Annotated in this window: 19 protein-coding genes and 1 tRNA gene; 15 read left to right on the forward strand and 5 right to left on the reverse strand. The window is 69.3% G+C overall.

Annotation, left to right across the window (positions count from 1 at the left end; all coding sequences use genetic code 11):
• Nucleotides 1-324: 324 nt before the first annotated feature.
• Nucleotides 325-612 carry a hypothetical protein gene (locus tag MBR110_RS21155; RefSeq protein WP_011880696.1) on the forward strand — a complete coding sequence of 96 codons (288 nt, stop codon included), beginning with the start codon at nucleotides 325-327 and terminating at the stop codon, nucleotides 610-612.
• A gap of 250 nt (nucleotides 613-862) precedes the next feature.
• Complete coding sequence (locus MBR110_RS21160) at nucleotides 863-1,237, forward strand: DUF2917 domain-containing protein (RefSeq protein WP_059457308.1); 375 nt, start codon at nucleotides 863-865, stop codon at nucleotides 1,235-1,237.
• A gap of 163 nt (nucleotides 1,238-1,400) precedes the next feature.
• On the opposite strand, the gene MBR110_RS21165 is transcribed toward MBR110_RS21160, so the two are convergent.
• Nucleotides 1,401-1,679, reverse strand: a complete 279-nt coding sequence (locus MBR110_RS21165; RefSeq protein WP_011880698.1) for a hypothetical protein — start codon at nucleotides 1,677-1,679, stop codon at nucleotides 1,401-1,403.
• 690 nt (nucleotides 1,680-2,369) lie between these two features.
• Between MBR110_RS21165 and MBR110_RS21170 the strand changes: the two genes are divergently transcribed.
• Complete coding sequence (locus MBR110_RS21170) at nucleotides 2,370-3,671, forward strand: NCS2 family permease (protein ID WP_011880699.1); 1,302 nt, start codon at nucleotides 2,370-2,372, stop codon at nucleotides 3,669-3,671.
• Nucleotides 3,672-3,762: 91 nt separating this feature from the next.
• Here MBR110_RS21170 and MBR110_RS21175 read toward each other — a convergent pair whose 3' ends face one another.
• Nucleotides 3,763-4,614, reverse strand: coding sequence for a LysR substrate-binding domain-containing protein (locus tag MBR110_RS21175; protein ID WP_059462634.1), 852 nt, complete (start codon nucleotides 4,612-4,614; stop codon nucleotides 3,763-3,765).
• Between the two features lie 191 nt (nucleotides 4,615-4,805).
• On the opposite strand from MBR110_RS21175, the gene MBR110_RS21180 reads away from it, so the two are divergent.
• The 3 genes from MBR110_RS21180 to MBR110_RS21190 are packed head-to-tail and all read left to right on the forward strand — an operon-like array spanning nucleotide 4,806 to nucleotide 6,550.
• The gene (locus MBR110_RS21180; protein ID WP_045577755.1) at nucleotides 4,806-5,345 is read left to right on the forward strand and encodes a hypothetical protein; all 540 of its coding nucleotides are present in this window, start codon (nucleotides 4,806-4,808) and stop codon (nucleotides 5,343-5,345) included.
• Nucleotides 5,346-5,357: 12 nt separating this feature from the next.
• Nucleotides 5,358-5,684 (forward strand): hypothetical protein, encoded by a 327-nt coding sequence (locus MBR110_RS21185; protein WP_045577754.1) that lies wholly within the window; start codon nucleotides 5,358-5,360, stop codon nucleotides 5,682-5,684.
• A gap of 2 nt (nucleotides 5,685-5,686) precedes the next feature.
• The gene (locus MBR110_RS21190; protein WP_014723921.1) at nucleotides 5,687-6,550 is read left to right on the forward strand and encodes an MBL fold metallo-hydrolase; all 864 of its coding nucleotides are present in this window, start codon (nucleotides 5,687-5,689) and stop codon (nucleotides 6,548-6,550) included.
• A gap of 151 nt (nucleotides 6,551-6,701) precedes the next feature.
• Here the strand turns inward: MBR110_RS21190 and MBR110_RS21195 are convergent, their stop codons facing one another.
• Both MBR110_RS21195 and MBR110_RS32530 read right to left on the reverse strand, forming a co-directional pair.
• Nucleotides 6,702-6,989, reverse strand: a complete 288-nt coding sequence (locus tag MBR110_RS21195) for a DUF1488 domain-containing protein (RefSeq protein ID WP_011880704.1) — start codon at nucleotides 6,987-6,989, stop codon at nucleotides 6,702-6,704.
• Between the two features lie 242 nt (nucleotides 6,990-7,231).
• On the reverse strand, nucleotides 7,232-7,507 hold the full coding sequence (locus MBR110_RS32530) for a DUF2964 family protein (protein WP_226184110.1): 276 nt from the start codon (nucleotides 7,505-7,507) through the stop codon (nucleotides 7,232-7,234).
• A 224-nt stretch (nucleotides 7,508-7,731) separates the two neighbouring features.
• Between MBR110_RS32530 and MBR110_RS21205 the strand changes: the two genes are divergently transcribed.
• The 7 genes from MBR110_RS21205 (at nucleotide 7,732) to MBR110_RS21235 (ending at nucleotide 12,508) form a co-directional block, all read left to right on the forward strand.
• Nucleotides 7,732-9,630, forward strand: a complete 1,899-nt coding sequence (locus MBR110_RS21205; RefSeq protein WP_059734117.1) for a sigma-54-dependent Fis family transcriptional regulator — start codon at nucleotides 7,732-7,734, stop codon at nucleotides 9,628-9,630.
• Nucleotides 9,631-9,728: 98 nt separating this feature from the next.
• Nucleotides 9,729-10,031, forward strand: coding sequence for a 2Fe-2S iron-sulfur cluster-binding protein (locus tag MBR110_RS21210; RefSeq protein WP_034195467.1), 303 nt, complete (start codon nucleotides 9,729-9,731; stop codon nucleotides 10,029-10,031).
• Between the two features lie 94 nt (nucleotides 10,032-10,125).
• Complete coding sequence (locus tag MBR110_RS21215) at nucleotides 10,126-10,503, forward strand: DUF2946 domain-containing protein (RefSeq protein WP_034195468.1); 378 nt, start codon at nucleotides 10,126-10,128, stop codon at nucleotides 10,501-10,503.
• 217 nt (nucleotides 10,504-10,720) lie between these two features.
• Nucleotides 10,721-11,086 carry a copper homeostasis periplasmic binding protein CopC gene (gene copC / locus MBR110_RS21220; RefSeq protein ID WP_059734152.1) on the forward strand — a complete coding sequence of 122 codons (366 nt, stop codon included), beginning with the start codon at nucleotides 10,721-10,723 and terminating at the stop codon, nucleotides 11,084-11,086.
• Between the two features lie 52 nt (nucleotides 11,087-11,138).
• Nucleotides 11,139-11,585, forward strand: a complete 447-nt coding sequence (locus tag MBR110_RS21225) for a copper chaperone PCu(A)C (RefSeq protein WP_014723928.1) — start codon at nucleotides 11,139-11,141, stop codon at nucleotides 11,583-11,585.
• A gap of 30 nt (nucleotides 11,586-11,615) precedes the next feature.
• Nucleotides 11,616-11,792, forward strand: coding sequence for a hypothetical protein (locus MBR110_RS21230; protein ID WP_181709315.1), 177 nt, complete (start codon nucleotides 11,616-11,618; stop codon nucleotides 11,790-11,792).
• Between the two features lie 86 nt (nucleotides 11,793-11,878).
• On the forward strand, nucleotides 11,879-12,508 hold the full coding sequence (locus MBR110_RS21235; protein WP_014723929.1) for a LysE family translocator: 630 nt from the start codon (nucleotides 11,879-11,881) through the stop codon (nucleotides 12,506-12,508).
• Nucleotides 12,509-12,546: 38 nt separating this feature from the next.
• On the opposite strand, the gene MBR110_RS21240 is transcribed toward MBR110_RS21235, so the two are convergent.
• The gene (locus MBR110_RS21240) at nucleotides 12,547-13,872 is read right to left on the reverse strand and encodes a leucine-rich repeat-containing protein kinase family protein (protein WP_014723930.1); all 1,326 of its coding nucleotides are present in this window, start codon (nucleotides 13,870-13,872) and stop codon (nucleotides 12,547-12,549) included.
• Between the two features lie 147 nt (nucleotides 13,873-14,019).
• Here MBR110_RS21240 and MBR110_RS21245 point away from each other — a divergent pair.
• Together MBR110_RS21245 and MBR110_RS21250 are read left to right on the forward strand one after the other, a co-directional pair.
• Nucleotides 14,020-14,104, forward strand: a tRNA-Leu gene (locus MBR110_RS21245).
• 379 nt (nucleotides 14,105-14,483) lie between these two features.
• Nucleotides 14,484-16,295: an ATP-binding response regulator gene (locus MBR110_RS21250; protein WP_011880714.1), complete on the forward strand. Its 1,812-nt coding sequence runs from the start codon at nucleotides 14,484-14,486 to the stop codon at nucleotides 16,293-16,295.
• Nucleotides 16,296-16,312 lie beyond the last annotated feature (17 nt).

The following is a 16,312-nucleotide window of genomic DNA, read 5'->3' on the forward strand; positions in this document are numbered from 1 at the left end:
ACGCGTGCGGGGACCTCGCGTGGGGCGCTGCGCCGCGTCCCCCGGTCGAGACGCATGCGTCGCGACGCGACCGCCGGCCGTCGTTCTGGAACGAGCGGCGCGGCGCAGCGTGACTTCAAGCCCGGTTACATACACACCGCATTGCGAAGGCTCGAACCGGCGCTCTCATATATGACATGACGCGCCGGCCCGCCGCGCAGAACGGCAACCGGAGCGCGACGAAGGACGACGCCCGCGCCGCGCCGCGCCCTGCAACTCGACGGTTCCGGCGGTGCGTGCGCCGAAATGCGTACAATCGCGGCTTCATTTCCCGGAGGTGCCGCGATGGCCATGAAGAAAACCGATCTCGAAAAGAACAAGGCGCTGAAGCTCACGCAAGCGATGAAGCAGTCCGGCTCCGCGCGCTTCGGCAAGGGCGCCGACGAAGCGGCGAAGCTCGATCGCCGCGCGCAGCGCAAGCTCGACCAGGAACAGGGCCTCGTGCCGTTCGCGTGCAAGCTCAACGCCGAACTCGTCGAACAGCTGAAGGCGCGTGCGGCCACCCATCCGAACGGGATGACGGGCCTGCTGTCCGAACTGCTCGTGAACGGCCTCGCGCAGCGCGACGCGTGAGCGCCGCGCGACGCCCAAATAGTCGTTGACAACGCCGTACGACATCGACACACTCGTTCGCATGCCTACGTTCAAGCTCATCGCCATCGCGATTCATTGCCCGGTGAACATTCGAAAGAATGGATCACGGGAGGCGCTTGTGCGTTAGCATCCGAGCAGTACGCATGTCACACGAGGCCTCACCGGAAACGGATGAGGCCTTTTTGTTCTGGTGCGCTTCATTCGTCCGGCCCAACGAATGGAGCAGACGATGGACCAGGCAAGCCCGTTGTTCGACCGTCCCGACTCGCGCCGCGCCGGCGCGATCGCGTTACCGACCGTCGTGATCCGCTTCGCGGTTGCACCGCACACGACACTGACGTGGCGCGCGCCGAGCGATGCGGAAATCCGCGCGCACGGCGCCGCGCTGTGGATCACGCGCCCGCCGAGCGTCGACGACTACTGGGTGCAGCCGGGCGACGTGCTGCGCATCGCGCGCGGCGATCGCATCTGGCTCGGCACCTACGACGGCCGCCCCGCCGAAGCATCGATCACGACCGCATACGTGCGGCGCGGCGACCGCCTCGGACGCACGCTCGCGCGGATGCGCGGCTGGCTCGCCGCAAGAGGGAGAAGGCGGGACTGACGCTGCGCTGCCGGGCAATGCGTTGACGCAGCGAACGACCGCGTCGGAAAACGAACGCACCCGCGGCGCAATCGGCCGCGGGTGCGCTTCGAGTGGCGCGGCACGCCGCTGCGTGCCGCGCGCGATCGCGCGCCCTGCGCAGCTTTCACATGCAACGCATGCGTCAGGTGCTGGCGGCGAGACGCGGGCCCGTACCGCGGGGTGTGGTGTCGACGTCCGGACGTTGCGCCGCCTGCGAGGTCACCCACGGATCGATGCCCTGCTTTTGCACCTCCTCGAGGAACGACACACGCGTGCGCCAGTAATCCGCTTGTAATTTCGCATCGATGACGCGCTGTTCGGCCGTGAACAGTTCCATGCGCGCCGTGACGAGCATCGACGCAGCGGTTTTTTCCGGCGTGGGGGCGTGCCGCATCGCCCAACGGCTGATCCAGTTCAACATGCTGACCTCCGTGATGACGGACGAACCCGCATCGGGCTATCGCAACCGGTCGCGCGTGCCCGAACGCGCAACGACCGTTACCGCACTTCGCCGCCTGGCCTGCACGGACTGCGACTCCCCCGCGTCGGCAGCGATCGGCCGGCGTGCGTGCACGGTTCATCTATCGTAGAAAGACTTGCCGGTTAACGCGATGGCGTCTTGCGATCTTTTACACAGAAACCACAGTCGCGCGAGCGGCGCGAAATCGCAGTTGCGCACGCGCCGGCTTCGGAGCAGCATAGCCCGATGTCCGCCGCCGCCCGGCCTGCCGAACGGCCGGCGCGCGCAGCTGCCCGCCCGTTCGGGCGGGCGCGCCCTTGCAGGCGCACCCTCTCTACCGCACGGCGTCGTGCCATCGCCGTCGTACCCGCCACCGAATCGTTTCCATCGTTTGCGCCCGGCCGCTTCGCCCGAACCGGTAAAATGCGCGCCGCCGTCGCGCGACGTGCATCTGCAACGTGCATCTGCGGCCGTCCGCGCGAACGCGCGCGATCGCGCCCCGCGACTATATCGTCCGAGCTATCCACGCTATTACAATCCGCCGATAGCGTCGCAATAGTGGCTGGTTACAGTACGCCGGCCTCGCGCTGGCTTACAACAATTCGGCACGAACAACAAGCAACTCGACAACCCGACCGGAGAAACGCCTTCATGGAATCCATCAAGCGGTATTTCGGCTTCGCTGAAGCCGGCACCGACTTCCGCACCGAAATACTCGCGGGCGTCACCACGTTCCTGACGATGGCCTACATCATCTTCGTCAACCCCGCGATTCTCGGCGACGCCGGCATGCCGAAGGAATCGGTGTTCGTGGCGACCTGCCTCGTCGCGGCGCTCGCGTCGATCATCATGGGCCTGTACGCGAACTATCCGATCGCGTGCGCGCCCGGCATGGGCCTGAACGCGTATTTCGCCTACACCGTCGTCAAGGGCATGGGCTTCACGTGGCAGGCCGCGCTCGGCGCGGTGTTCATCTCCGGCTGCCTGTTCCTGCTCGTCACGCTGTTGCGCGTGCGCGAGGCGATCGTCAACGGCATTCCGAAATCGCTGCGCATCTCGATCACCGCCGGCATCGGCCTGTTCCTCGGCATCATCTCGCTGAAGACGTCCGGCGTGATCGTCGGCAGTCCCGCGACCCTCGTCACGCTCGGCGACCTGCACAAACACGACACGATCCTCGCGATCGTCGGCTTCTTCACGATCGTCACGCTCGACTATCTGCGCGTGCGCGGCGCGATCCTGATCGGCATCATCGGCGTCACGGTCCTGTCGTTCTTCTTCGGCGACAACCAGTTCCATGGCGTGTTCTCCGCCCCGCCGTCGATCGACGCGACGCTGTTCAAGCTCGACATCGGCGCCGCGCTGTCGACCGGCATCATCAACGTGATCCTCGTGTTCTTCCTCGTCGAGCTGTTCGATGCGACCGGCACGCTGATGGGCGTCGCGAACCGCGCGGGCCTGCTCGTCGAAGGCAAGATGGACCGCCTGAACAAGGCGCTGCTCGCCGACAGCACCGCGATCGTCGCGGGCTCGGTGCTCGGCACGTCGTCGACCACCGCGTACATCGAGAGCGCCTCGGGCGTGCAGGCCGGCGGCCGCACGGGCGTGACGGCGATCACCGTCGCCGTGCTGTTCCTCGCCTGCCTGTTCATCGCGCCGCTCGCCGGCGTCGTGCCCGGCTACGCGACGGCGCCCGCGCTGCTGTACGTGTCGTGCCTGATGCTGCGCGAGATGGTCGACGTCCCGTGGGACGACGCGACCGAAGCCGTGCCGGCCGCGCTCACCGCGCTGCTGATGCCGTTCACGTATTCGATCGCGAACGGCGTCGCGTTCGGCTTCATCGCATACGGCGGCCTGAAGCTGCTGACCGGCCAGGCCCGCACGGTCAAGCCGATCGTCTGGATCATCGCGGCCGTGTTCCTGTTCCGCTACTTCTACCTCGGCGGCGAGTGACCCACGCGCCGCGGCGCGACCCACGATGACGCAACGCCACCTTCGGGTGGCGTTTTCGTTGGGGCGCGCATGCGGCGCACGCGCCGCCGCATCACGCGTCTGCCTGCCGAAGCACCCAGCGCGCGAACGTGCGCAGCGGGCCGTCGCCCAATTCGAGCGCTTCGGGCACCACGAGACAGAAGCGCTTGACCACGCCGCGGCCGTCCGGCCAGGGCGCCGCGAGCAAGCCCTGCGCGATCTCGGCTTCCACGTAGAGCCGCGGCACCAGCGCGACGCCAAGCCCGGCCAGCGCCGCGGCGATCAGCATCGAATAAAGATCGTGGCGCGCGCCGACAGCCGGGTTGTCGACCGGCAATCCCGTCTCCTGCACGTAGGCCGACCACGCATCGGGCGTCTGCCGCTTGTGCAGGCGCGGCAGCGTGCCGAGCAGCGCGTCCGGGTGCCCGCCCGCGAGCAGCGACGGGCGGCAGACCGGCACCAGCACCTCCTCGCACAACCGATACGTATGCATGCCGGCCCACGCCGGATGCTCGAAATGAATCGCGGCATCGAAGCCGCTGCCGGCGAGCACGAACGGCTCGGCCCGATCGGCCAGATGCACGGTGATGTTCGGATGCTCCGCCTGGAATCCGCCGAGCCGCGGAATCAGCCAACGCGTCGCGAAGGTCGGCGTCACCGCGATGTCGATGCTGCCGCCGTCGCCCGCCTGCCCCATCAGGTACTGGCTGTCGCGCTCGAGCCGGTCCAGCACTTCGCGCACCTGCGCCGCGTAACGCGCGCCGTTCGGCACGACCCGCACGCGGTTGCCGACACGCTCGAACAGCGCCACGCCCAGGAACGCCTCGAGCCGGCCGATCTGCCTGCTGATCGCGCCTTCGGTCAGCGCGAGCTCGTCGGCGGCCCGCGCGAAGCTGCCGTGCCGCGCGGCGGCCTCGAATGCCATCAAGGCCGAGTTGCTCGGAATCCTGCGTCGCGTCACGTTTCCCCCGGGTTGGGCCACAACTTGATCGAATGTCACTGAACGATGACGAATCATCGTTTTTCCGCGGTTCTGCGGCTCACTATCATGACAAAAACTCAATCAACGAGCCAGCCCGCCGATGCCGACGGCCGCTCGCCACCCGTGGAGAAGTCATGATCTATGCCGTTGAATGCAGCATCGCCGAGCCGGCCGTCGAAGCCGAGTGGAACGACTTCTACAGCCGCGTCAAACTGCCCGCGCTGATCTCCGTGTCGGGCTTTCGCACGTCGCAACGCTTTCGCGCGCTCGGCGGCGACGGCCCCGTCTATCTGGCGCTGCATACGATCGACGCGCCGGACGTGCTGACGTCGGCCGAGTATCGCGCGAAGGGCGGCGGCAATTTCGCACGCTGGCAGCCGCACATCGTCGAGTGGCGCCGCAACGTGTACGACAGCGCCGCGCCCGCGCCGGCCGTCGCCGACGGCCAATGGCTGGCCGTGAGCGACGACGCCGCGCCGTTCGCCCTGGCCGGCATCGCCGCCGCCGCGCTGCATGCGGTCGCGCTGGATCGTCGGCCGGCCCACCGCTGGCTGGCCGTGCTCGATCGCGACGGAGCACGGCTCGCGTCGCACGCAGCCGGCGCGGCGATCCGGCTCTATGCGCCGATCGGCGAGCAGCTCGTCGGCACGCCGGCCACGGCCGCCGCACGCTGACGGGAGCCGGCCATGCCCAGCGTCACGATTTTCATCGCCGAGGCCGGCATGCCGGCGCAGACGTCCCTCGCCGCGCTGTCGTCGGCATGCGACACGCTCTGCACCGACGTGCTGAATGCCGCGCCCGGCACCGTCCACGTCGCGTTCGTGCCAGTGCGGCACGGCTGCGGACACCCGGTCAGCGCGGAGATCCGCTTTCGCCTCGGCCGACTGCGCACCGCCGAATTGATCGATCGATTCATGGCTTCGCTCGACCGCGAAATTCTCCGCCACACCGGCTTGGTCGCGCGCATCCGCTGCTTCGGCCACGACAGCGCCCACCTTCACGCCCGGAACTGACCATGAACCCGTCCATTGCGCGCCCGCCGTTCCCGTGCCGTCAGATCGGCGATTTCTCCGTCATTGCGCTCAGCGACGGCACGCTGAGCGCCGGCCTCGATCTGCTGTCGAACATCGACGTCGACGCGGCCGCGGGCATCATGCAGCGGGCCGGCGTGCCGGCGCCGTCCGACGTCAACATCAACTGCTATGTGATCCGCGGCGGCGGCCGGACCGTGCTGGTCGACGCCGGCGCCGGCGGCTTCCGCAACTGGGGCGGCCTGCTGCCGGCGGCGCTGTCGCAAGCCGGGATCGATGCGCGCGACATCGACACGATCCTGCTGACGCACGCGCATCCCGACCATATCGGCGGCCTGCTCGATGCGCGCGGACAGCCGGCCTTCCCGCGCGCCGAGGTGCTGATTCACGAACGGGAACGGGCGTTCTGGCTGGATCACGACGCATACGAACGCGCCAGCGAGCGCGCACGCGGGAATTTCGAGCTGGCACGGCGCGCGTTCGACGCCTGTCGCGCGCAGCTGCGCACCATCGCAGGCGGCAACGTGCTGCCCGGCATCGCGGCGGTGCCGCTGCCGGGCCACACGCCCGGCCATACCGGCTATCGCGTCGAATCGCGCGGCGAGCGCCTGCTGATCTGGGGCGATCTCGTGCATTTCGCGCCGGTTCAGGTCGCGCACCCCGACGTGTCGATCGCGTTCGACCACGATGCGTCGCTGGCATGCGCGACGCGCGCGGCCACGCTCGCGCACGCCGCTGGGGAGAACCTGATGATCGCGGGCATGCACCTCGCCGATACGGGCTTCGCTCGCATCGCCCGCGCGCACGGCGCGACCGACGGCGCGTATGCGCTGGTCGCGACGGATTGAACGCGATGGAATCCTGACGGGTTCGGGCGGCGCGAACCGGGCGCAATGCGACGCGCGGGTCGCCGCACGCGCGGCGCCGCATGCGCGCCGCGCCGATACGACACGGGCGCCGGAATTCGGCGCCCGCTGCGTCACTACCCGAGCGTGCGGCTCAGCGCCAGTTCGCCTCGTAGAAGCGCACGTAGCCGCTGCGCAGCGTCACGCATTGCGCGCGCGTTTCGGACAAGAGCCGCCGTGCGGCCGCCTCGATGCGCTCGCGATGCTGGTCGTACGCGCCGACCATGTCCTCGAAGCGCGGCGACGCGGCGCCGAAATGGTCTTCCAGCGCTTCGGCCGTGATCTGGCATTTGACGCGCTCGCCATTCACGAGCGCCGTGAATCCGAGCATCAGGTCGCGCCCCGAATATTCGGGTTTCTCGTTCGTGAAATGGATCTGCATGGCGCCGCCCTTCGTCCGGTAGTCAACACGTGACCGCGTCCGTCGTCCGCCACCGGCCGGACGAAAATGGACGCGGGCTCGCCGGCAGCGGCGTCGCCCGCGGGCTAGTCGCGCGGACGATGCGTGCCGGTTGCATTCCACTTTAGACGGTTTCGCGCAGGAGGCAAATTTTGGGCGTGCGTCGTTCCGACGCGCATTTTCGTCCGACCAGCGCGCCCTGCGGCGGCGTGCGCCGCGCGGCGTCAGTGAGGATCGGTGGGCCAGATGTTGAGCGCGATCGCGGCGGTCGTCGCGCCCACCGCGATTGCGGCCGCCCCGTACCGGACGGCGTCGATCGCGTCGAACAGCAAACCGTGGATCGCGACGCCGATGCCGCCGAGCATGATGAAAGTGGCGATGGCCGCCAGCACGACTCTGAGTTCCGTCCGAACCATGATGGGTCTCCCGAACGGATGCATGTCACGTCGCATGCATGTTGCAATGCGGAACACGGCGCGTGCGTGCTCCACTTCCATCATTGCAGGCGGCCGCGTGAAAGCAAGACGGGTTTATACGCGGCGCGCACAACGCGCGCGGCGCTTGTATGATGAGGCGATATCGATCGCGGCCGCCGAGGCGCGCGGGCGCAGCCCGCCAAGCGCAGCCCGGATGGCGCCGCGCAACGCGTCACGGCGGGCCGACCGCGACGCACGGTGCCCCGGCACGCGCTTCGGCGCCGCCCGCGGCCGACAGGAGACGACACATGCCTCAACCTTTCGTGCTGCCCGCCACCGCGGGCCGCAACGACCTGCTCGCACAGGCGCACGCCCGCTCGACGTCGCTCGGCCTGCGCGCGGACGAGCGCCCCGATTTCTCGCCGCTGTCGCGGCTCGCGCTGCGCGAACTCCTCGACACGAACCATGCGCTGTTCGCCCACGCGCGCCCGGTAATGGAGAACCTGCACGCGCAGATCGCCGACACGCAAAGCCTCGTGCTCCTCACCGATGCCGACGGCGTGATCCTGCACAGCATCGGCGACGCGGACTTCATCGAGAAGGCGAACCGCGTCGCGCTGTGCACCGGCGTGTCGTGGGCCGAAGGCACGCGCGGCACCAACGCGATCGGCACCGCGCTCGCGTCGGGCCAGGCCGTCGCCGTGCACGGCGACGAACACTTCCTGCGCGCGAATCACATCCTCACCTGCTCGTGCGCACCGATCATCGATCCGTTCGGCCGCACGCTCGGCACGCTGGACGTGAGCGGCGATCCGCGCGGCTTCAGCCCGCACACGCTCGCGCTCGTGCGAATGTCCGCGCAGCTGATCGAGAACCATCTGTTCGCGAACCGCTGCGCCGAAGCGCTGCGGCTGCGCTTCCACGCCCACGAGGATTGCGTCGACTCGCTGTTCGCCGGGCTCGTCGCGTTCGACCGCGACGGCGGACTGATCGCCGCGAACCGCAGCGCGCAGTTTCAGCTCGGCGCGACGTTCGATGCACTGCAGCATCGCGGCTGCGACGCGCTGTTCGGCATGCAGTTCAATCAGCTCGCGCAGCAGGCGGCCCGTGCACCGGGCGCGCCGTTCCAGTTGACGCTGTCGACCGGCGTGCGCGTGCTCGCGCGCTGCGAATTCGCCGAGGCGCGCAAGACGGCCGTCGCCGTCACGCCGCCCGCACCGGCGCCCGTCGCCGCGCGCCCGCGCGCGGTCGACCCCGAGGCGATCACGTTCGCGACGCTCGACACCGGCGATACACGGATGGCTGCCGTGCTCGACCGGGTCGCGAAGATCCGCGGGCGCGACCTGCCGCTGCTGATCCTCGGCCAGACGGGCACCGGCAAGGAATGGCTCGCCCGCGCGCTGCACCAGGCGTCGCCGCGCGCCGACGGCCCGTTCGTCGCCGTCAACTGCGCCGCGCTGCCCGATTCGCTGATCGAGGCCGAGCTGTTCGGCTACGAGGACGGCGCGTTCACCGGCGCGCGCAAGCGCGGCAGCCCCGGCAAGATCGCGCAGGCCGACGGCGGCACGCTGTTTCTCGACGAAATCGGCGACATGCCGCTCGCGCAGCAAGTGCGGCTGATGCGCGTGCTGCAGGAACGCGCGGTGATGCCGCTCGGCGGCGCACGCGCGGTGCCGGTCGACGTGCGCGTGGTGTGCGCGACCCACCGCGACCTGCGCGCGATGATCGCCGAGCGCACGTTCCGCGAAGACCTGTTCTACCGGATCAACGGGCTCGCCGTCACGCTGCCGCCGCTCGCCGCGCGCACCGACCTGCCGGTGCTGGTGGAGCGCATCCTCGCGCGGCTCGCGCACAGCGAGCCGATGCCGACGCGCGTCGCCGCCGACGTCCTCGACGCATTCCTGCGCCACCGCTGGCCCGGCAACCTGCGGCAGATGACCAACGTGCTGCGCACGGCCGGCATGCTCGCCGAAGACGAAGCCGAAATCACGCTCGCGCACCTGCCCGACGATTTCTGGCTCGACTGCGAAGACGCGCCGGCAAGCTCGCCCGCGCCGGCCGGCACGCGCGCGGCAACGACGTTGCAGAGCCACCAGGCCGCGGTGATCGATGCGGTGCTCGCGCGGCACGGCGGCAACGTGTCGGCTGCCGCGCGCGAGCTCGGGCTCGCGCGCAATACCGTCTACCGCTATCTGCGCCGGCACTGAGATCGCGGCCGGCGGCCTGCACGGCGCCGGCCGCGCGCGGCTTCGGGTATGCTTGGGCGCTCGCATCGCATTGCCGCCGCCTGCCGCCCGCCTTCACCATGACCGATCCGGAACGTCCCCCTCTCGTGCGCGTCGAGCCGCTCGGCGCGACGTTCGACGCGCCCGACTCGCTGACGCTGCTCGAAGCCGCCGCGTTCGCGCACGTCAGCCTGCCGCGCTCGTGCCGCAACGGCACGTGCCGCACTTGCCTGTGCCGGATCGTCAGCGGCAGCGTGCGCTACACGATCGAGTGGCCGGGGCTGAGCCGCGACGAGAAGGCCGAAGGCTATACGCTGCCGTGCGTGGCCGTCGCGACGTCGGACCTCGTGCTCGACGTGCCCGACGCCCAAATGATCGAATGAGCGCGGCGCGCGGCCGTGTGCCGCGCCCGCCGCCGCGGCGGCTGCGTGGCATAATCCGCAGCATCGCCTTCCTCCATATGCCGCCGCGCATCGCATGCTGAGTCGTCGTCTCCGCAAGATCGTCAGTCTGATCGGGATGCTCGCCATCCTGATGACGACGCTCGCGCCGACGATCTCACAGGCGCTGACGACGCAACACCGCGTCGACGCGCTGCTCGCCGGTTACTGCACGGCCGGGCCGAGCGATGCCGACCACGGCGACGCTGCGTCGTCGAAGAGCCTGCAGGCCCATCTGCAGGCATGCGGCTATTGCAGCCTGCTCGCGCATACGCCGGCCCTGCCCGCGCCCGAACTGACGTTCGCGGCCAATCTTGCGCCGCTGCGGCACCGCGAAGCGACCCGCTTCGAGAGCCTGCCGCGCGCGCTGCCGCTCACCGTCGCGCAACCGCGCGCGCCACCGTCCGCCGCCTGAAGCACCGTCACCGCGCGTGATGCGTTGGCGCATCGCGCCGTCCGCCTGCGCGCGCCTCGTCGCGCGCGGCGCCAAAACGTTCCTGTTCGACCGTATTGCCTGCCCGCGGCATCGCGCCGTGCGCGCACGCCCGCTTGCGGCATGCGCGCGTGCGAACGCGCGCGGCGACGCGTCGAACGCATCGTTCTCCTCGTCATCTCCGATCGGATCAACCAACATGAAAATCACTTCGTTCGTTCGCGGCGCACTCGTCGTCGCCGGCTTCGTCATCGCGCAGGCTGCTCATGCGCACGCACACCCGAAAACCCTCGACCCCGCCGCCGATGCCACGCTGGCGAGCGCGCCGCACGAGGTCGTGATCGACTTCAGCGAAACGCTCGAACCCGCATTCAGCTCGATCGTGGTCACCGACAGCCACGGCCAGTCGGTCGCCGACGGGAAATCGGCGGTCGACGCCGGCAACCGCAAGCGCATGCACGTCGCCCTCGCAAGCCTCGCGGCCGGCACGTACACGGTCGCGTGGGTCGCGGTGGCAAGCGACGGCCATCGCACGCAGGGCCGCTACACGTTCACGGTGAAGTGACGCCGACGATGCCCGCACGGCAACTTCCGATACCCGACAAGGAATGCACTCGATGAAACGCTCGATTCCCGCCAGCCTGCTGTTAGCCCTGCTCGCGCTGCAGGCGCCCGCCACCTTCGCCGCGTCGGCCGTCCAGGCCGATGGCTGCTGGATCCGCACGATGCCGGCGACGGTCCCGTCGTCCGGCTACTTCACGCTGAAGAACGACGGCGACAAGCCGGCCACGCTCACCGGCATCGACACGCCCGCATACGGGATGGCGATGATCCACGAAACGCTGACGGCCGGCAGCACCGCGAAGATGGTCCACGTCGACGCGGTCGAGGTGCCCGCGCACGGCACGGTCACGTTCAAGCCGAAGAGCTATCACGTGATGCTCGAGGACGCGCGCAAGCCGGTCGCGCCCGGTGCGAAGGTGCCGCTCGCGCTGCACTTCGCCGACGGCTCGACGGTGTCCGTGACCTGCGACGCGAAGGCGCCGTCGTACACCGGCCAGTAACGCCCTATTTCCCGCCCGAAGGAGACCAACATGCGCCACCAACGCCCGACGCTCGCCGACCGGATCGTCCGCTACCGGACGCCGCTGAATCTCGCCGTGCTGATCGTCTGCGGTTTATGGGCGGCGTGGGTCGCGTGGATCACGCGGCCGGCCGCGATCGATTCGCCTGCGTCGATCGTCGCATCCTGCGTGCGCGACACGCGTTGACGCGATGCGCCGGGGTGAGCCGCGCGCAGCCGTGGCATCATGCAGCGATTCACCCCGACCGCAGACCCCGCCTTCCGGAGCGCCGCATGTCCGTTCAGACCTGGATGTTGTTTGCCGCCGCCTATCTCGCGACCACGCTGTCGCCCGGCCCCAACGTGCTGCTGGTGATCCGCAATACGGTGCGCTACGGCTCGCGCGGCACGGCAGCCACGATCGCCGGCAATCTCGTCGCGCAGGGCGCGGTGGTCGGGCTGGTCGCGCTCGGCGTGGGCGCGGTGCTGGCCGCGATGCCGCCGCTGTTCGTCGCGATGAAAGTCGTCGGCGCCGCGTACCTGATCTTCATCGGCATCCGGCAACTGCGCGGCGATCGCCACCGGCGCGCGCCGGACAGCGGCGCGGCAAGCGTCGAACCGGATCGCAGCAAGCTGTTCCGTGAAGCGCTGTTCGTGTCGGGCAGCAATCCGAAGACGATGATCTTCCTGTCCGCGTTCATGCCGCAGTTCATCTCGCACGATCGGCCGCTCGCGATGCAGTTCGTCGCGATGTACGCGACGATCGCATGCACCGTCATCGTCGTGCACAGCCTCTATTCGTTCGGCGTGCGCCGGCTTCATCGCGGCTTGGGCGTCAGCCCGTGGCTGCGCGCGGCCAAGCGCGCGAGCGGGCTGCTGTTCGTCGGGCTCGGGATCAAGCTGCTGACGGCGCGGCAAGCTTGAGCGCGAACGCCCGCGCGGGCACCGCGCGCACGACACCGTCAGTCCATCGTTGCAGCCAGCGCGGCGACGATCTGCTCGAACGACGGCCGCGCGTCGACCTCGTCGTTCACGCACGCAGCGGCCAGCGCGCCGAGGGCTTGCGCGGCGGCCCAGGCACGCGGCTCGCATCGCTCCAGCAACTCGCGCAGCAAGTAACCGAACGCGCGGACTTCCAGCCGCTCGAACCGCGCCGCGCGCACGCGGTCGTTCACGTCGTAGAGCGACGCCGCGCCGAAATCGCCGAGCAGCGCGCCGCCTGCCCCGTCGTGCAGGATGTTGTGCGCGTACAGGTCGCCGTGCATGATGCCGCGCGCATGCAGATGCGCGGCGACCGACGCGATGCCGTGTGCGAGCCGCGCTGCGTCGGCCGGCGCGAAGCGCGCATCGGCCGCATAGACGTCGCGCGTACACGATGCGAAGCTCGGCGGCCCGGCGAGATTCGTCAGCGCCGGATCGACCAGCTCCATCACGAGGCCGTGCGCGCCGTCCGGATGACCGCGCAGCTTGCCGATCACCGGAATCATGTTCGGATGGCGGCCCGCGTGCAGGCACGCGGCCATTTCGCAGTCGGGCAGCCCGTCGCTCGTCACCGCGCCCTTGAACAGCTTCACCGCGACCGCGCGCGTCGCGCGGCCCTCCGCACGCCACTGCGCGCGGTAGATCACGCCCGACGCGCCTTCGCCGAGCCGGTGTTCGCATGCGAGCGACGCCCAATCGATCTCGGCCACGCCGGGCTCGGCAGACGCGGCGGCCTCCGGGCCCGCGCCGAGCGGATTGCCGGCGGCCGCGAGCCAAGAAAGGCGCGGCAGGCGCAACAGCCAGTCCGGCAGCGCGTCGAGCCGGTTCGCGGACAGACGCACCAGCTCGAGCGCACGGCACGCCGCCAATTCGGCCGGCAGCGCGCGCAGCCGGTTGCCGGCGAGCATCAGCTTCTGCAGGCGTGAACAGTCGCCGATGTCGGCCGGCAGCGCGTCGATCTCGTTGTCGGTCAGGATCAGCCAGCGCAGCGCACGCGGCAGCGCGCCGCGCGGCACCGTGCGGATCCGGTTCGCCTTGAAGCCGATCATGTCGAGCTGCGGGCACGCGCCGAGCGCTGCGGGAAATTCGGTGAAGCGGTTGCCGGACGCGAACAGGATGCGCAGCCGGTGCAGCCGCGCGAGGTCATCCGGCAGCGTGGACAACGCATTGCCGGACAGATCGAGCACTTCGAGCGTGTCCGCGAGGTCGAAGATCTCGCGCGGGAATTCGGTCAGCCCGCACGCGAGCTTGAGTTCTCGGGCGCCGGACAACTGGCCGGATTGAAGTCGTTCGAGGGTGGTCGTCACGGGAAGAAGCGGGTACGGATGCGATGTTGGGCCGGGCGGACCGACGGATTTTACCGGGATCGCGCACGCCGCCGGCGCAATCGCGTCATACCCCCTTCACAAACGCGCAATGTGACGCTAGAATTGCGCCCCTTGCAGTACCGAAGTGCCGACGTGGTGAAATTGGTAGACACGCTATCTTGAGGGGGTAGTGGCGAAAGCTGTGCGAGTTCGAGTCTCGCCGTCGGCACCAGATACGGTTTTCATCGACCGTGTTTCGGGCATAGGAAAGAAACCGCGACAGCGCAACGCTTCGCGGTTTTTTTATTGGGCGCGCACAACGCGCGGATCGCTCGGCCGCAGCAATCGACGGCAGCGAGCATGCCACGACATCGTTGGCCGATCCCGCTCGGCTCCCCGGCGAGCGATGCTCCCCTCCCCACGCCGTTCCGCTCGGCGCCACAAAACGGACGATCGACCGATGGACGCCATGATCCGACATGGCGATACTTGACCGTCCATCGGCGCGATCCTTGCCGACGATCGACCAACCCAGCGTCGACATGCCGGCCCAGCAGGACCGACGTGCGCCGCCTGCTGCAATTGCGTTCGTACCTCGGGGAGCCCGTTGGATGACGATGCATCCGGAAAGCCCGATCGCCGCCGAACAACTGAAGCTCGTCTACGGCATCGTGACCCTGAGCGTGTGCGGCGGAACGCTGCTGGCCGCGACACTCGTCGTTTCGCTGGAGCGCCTCGGGCGCGTCGATCCGCTGGCCGGCGCCGCGTGGCTGTCGTACATCGTCGCGTGCTCGACGGCGCACGCGTGCCTCGCGTGGCGCTACCACCGCTCGGCCAACCGCGACACGCGCAGATCGCGCTGGGCGGCAGGATTCGTCGCCTGCAGCACGGCGGCCGGGATCGGCTGGGGGTGGTCGTCGATCGAACTGGCGAAGGGACGCGGGTTCGAGGTCGAGAGCCTCGCGGTCACCGCCACGCTCGGGGTAGTGGCCGGCGCCGTGCCGGTCTTCGGCACGTATCTTCCGGCGTTCCTCGCGTTCCTGTTGCCGGCCACCGTCCCATACGTCGTCGCCGCCGCGCTGTCCGACAATCGCGTGCAGCAGGCGACGGCGCCGATGATGTTCCTGTTCGTCTGCGTGATCGCCTATCTCGGCCTGCTCGCCAACCGAAGCGCGGCGCAGAACATTCGCCTGCGCTTTCGCGCGGAACAGCTCGCCCGCGATCTGCGCGCGCGCAACCGGACCGCGAAGCGGCTCGCGGACGACCTGCTGCGCCAGAAGCAGATCGCCGAAGAAGCCAATCTCGCCAAATCGCGCTTTCTCGCCGCCGCGAGCCACGATCTTCGTCAGCCGTCCCACGCGCTGAGCCTGCTGGTCGGCGCGTTGCGCGGCACGAAGACCGACGCGGAGCGGGCGCAGATACTCGTGCAGATCGAGCGTTCGACCGATGCGCTCGACTCGCTGTTCGGCGCGCTGCTCGACGTGTCGCGGCTCGATGCCGGCGTGGTGGACGTGCATCGCAGGCCGGTGCACGTCGACGCGGTGCTCGAACACGCATGCACCGATCACATGCTCGACGCGGCGGCGAAAAACCTGACGCTGACGCGCGTCCCGTGCCGCGCGATCGTCGATACCGATCCGGTGCTGCTCGAGCGCATCGTGCGCAACCTCGTGTCCAACGCGGTGCGCTACACGGATGCCGGCCGGATCGTGGTCGGCTGCCGACGACGCGGCGCACGCGTCGCGATCCAGGTATGGGACACCGGACGCGGGATCGCTGCCGACCAGCTCGAGCTGGTGTTCCAGGAGTATTACCAGGTCGGCAACCCGGAACGCGACCGCGCAAACGGCCTCGGACTAGGGCTCGCGATCGTGCGACGGCTGGCCGACCTGCTCGAATGCGAGCTGAAGGTGCGCTCGGCGCCCGGCCGCGGATCGTGCTTCGAAGTGTGGGTGAGCCGCTGCGATCACGCTGCGGCGCAAGCCGACGCATCGGCCGAACCCGCCGACGACGTGTCGCATCACTCGGGGCTCGTCGTCGTCGTGGACGACGAGCTCGCGATCCGCGACGGCATGGCCAGACTGCTCGAACTGTGGGGCTATGAAACGATCGTCTCGGACAGCGGCGACGCTGCGATCGAACGCTTGTCGGCATGCGCGCGCCGCCCCGACCTGCTCGTCTGCGACTTCCGCCTGCGCGGCGCCGAAAACGGGCTGACGGTGATCGAGCGGCTGCGCAGCGAATACAACGACGACATCCCCGCACTGCTGATCAGCGGCGACACGGCCGCCGACCGCCTCGCCGAAGCCCATGCGAGCCATTGCCTGCTGCTGCACAAGCCGATCCCGAACGGCAAGCTGCGCGCGGCGATCGGCAACCTGATCGCGGCCGGCGTGCGCGCGCGGAGCGGCGAACCGGAGTGAGCCGAACCGCGCGCCGT

Origin of the sequence: Burkholderia sp. MBR-1, assembly GCF_013822785.1 — a bacterium.
Lineage (GTDB): Bacteria > Pseudomonadota > Gammaproteobacteria > Burkholderiales > Burkholderiaceae > Burkholderia > Burkholderia vietnamiensis.

Excerpts from the sequence above, each read along its gene's own strand:
- MBR110_RS21195 (WP_011880704.1), bottom strand. The coding sequence starts at position 6,989 with ATGCAGATCCATTTCACGAACGAGAAACCCGAATATTCGGGGCGCGAC.
- copC (WP_059734152.1), top strand. The coding sequence starts at position 10,721 with ATGAAAATCACTTCGTTCGTTCGCGGCGCACTCGTCGTCGCCGGCTTC.
- MBR110_RS21225 (WP_014723928.1), top strand. The coding sequence starts at position 11,139 with ATGAAACGCTCGATTCCCGCCAGCCTGCTGTTAGCCCTGCTCGCGCTG.
- MBR110_RS21180 (WP_045577755.1), top strand. The coding sequence starts at position 4,806 with ATGATCTATGCCGTTGAATGCAGCATCGCCGAGCCGGCCGTCGAAGCC.
- MBR110_RS21215 (WP_034195468.1), top strand. The coding sequence starts at position 10,126 with ATGCTGAGTCGTCGTCTCCGCAAGATCGTCAGTCTGATCGGGATGCTC.
- MBR110_RS21165 (WP_011880698.1), bottom strand. The coding sequence starts at position 1,679 with ATGTTGAACTGGATCAGCCGTTGGGCGATGCGGCACGCCCCCACGCCG.
- MBR110_RS21170 (WP_011880699.1), top strand. The coding sequence starts at position 2,370 with ATGGAATCCATCAAGCGGTATTTCGGCTTCGCTGAAGCCGGCACCGAC.
- MBR110_RS21210 (WP_034195467.1), top strand. The coding sequence starts at position 9,729 with ATGACCGATCCGGAACGTCCCCCTCTCGTGCGCGTCGAGCCGCTCGGC.
- MBR110_RS21190 (WP_014723921.1), top strand. The coding sequence starts at position 5,687 with ATGAACCCGTCCATTGCGCGCCCGCCGTTCCCGTGCCGTCAGATCGGC.
- MBR110_RS21230 (WP_181709315.1), top strand. The coding sequence starts at position 11,616 with ATGCGCCACCAACGCCCGACGCTCGCCGACCGGATCGTCCGCTACCGG.
- MBR110_RS21185 (WP_045577754.1), top strand. The coding sequence starts at position 5,358 with ATGCCCAGCGTCACGATTTTCATCGCCGAGGCCGGCATGCCGGCGCAG.
- MBR110_RS21205 (WP_059734117.1), top strand. The coding sequence starts at position 7,732 with ATGCCTCAACCTTTCGTGCTGCCCGCCACCGCGGGCCGCAACGACCTG.
- MBR110_RS21235 (WP_014723929.1), top strand. The coding sequence starts at position 11,879 with ATGTCCGTTCAGACCTGGATGTTGTTTGCCGCCGCCTATCTCGCGACC.
- MBR110_RS21250 (WP_011880714.1), top strand. The coding sequence starts at position 14,484 with ATGACGATGCATCCGGAAAGCCCGATCGCCGCCGAACAACTGAAGCTC.
- MBR110_RS32530 (WP_226184110.1), bottom strand. The coding sequence starts at position 7,507 with ATGATGGAAGTGGAGCACGCACGCGCCGTGTTCCGCATTGCAACATGC.
- MBR110_RS21155 (WP_011880696.1), top strand. The coding sequence starts at position 325 with ATGGCCATGAAGAAAACCGATCTCGAAAAGAACAAGGCGCTGAAGCTC.
- MBR110_RS21160 (WP_059457308.1), top strand. The coding sequence starts at position 863 with ATGGACCAGGCAAGCCCGTTGTTCGACCGTCCCGACTCGCGCCGCGCC.
- MBR110_RS21175 (WP_059462634.1), bottom strand. The coding sequence starts at position 4,614 with ATGGCATTCGAGGCCGCCGCGCGGCACGGCAGCTTCGCGCGGGCCGCC.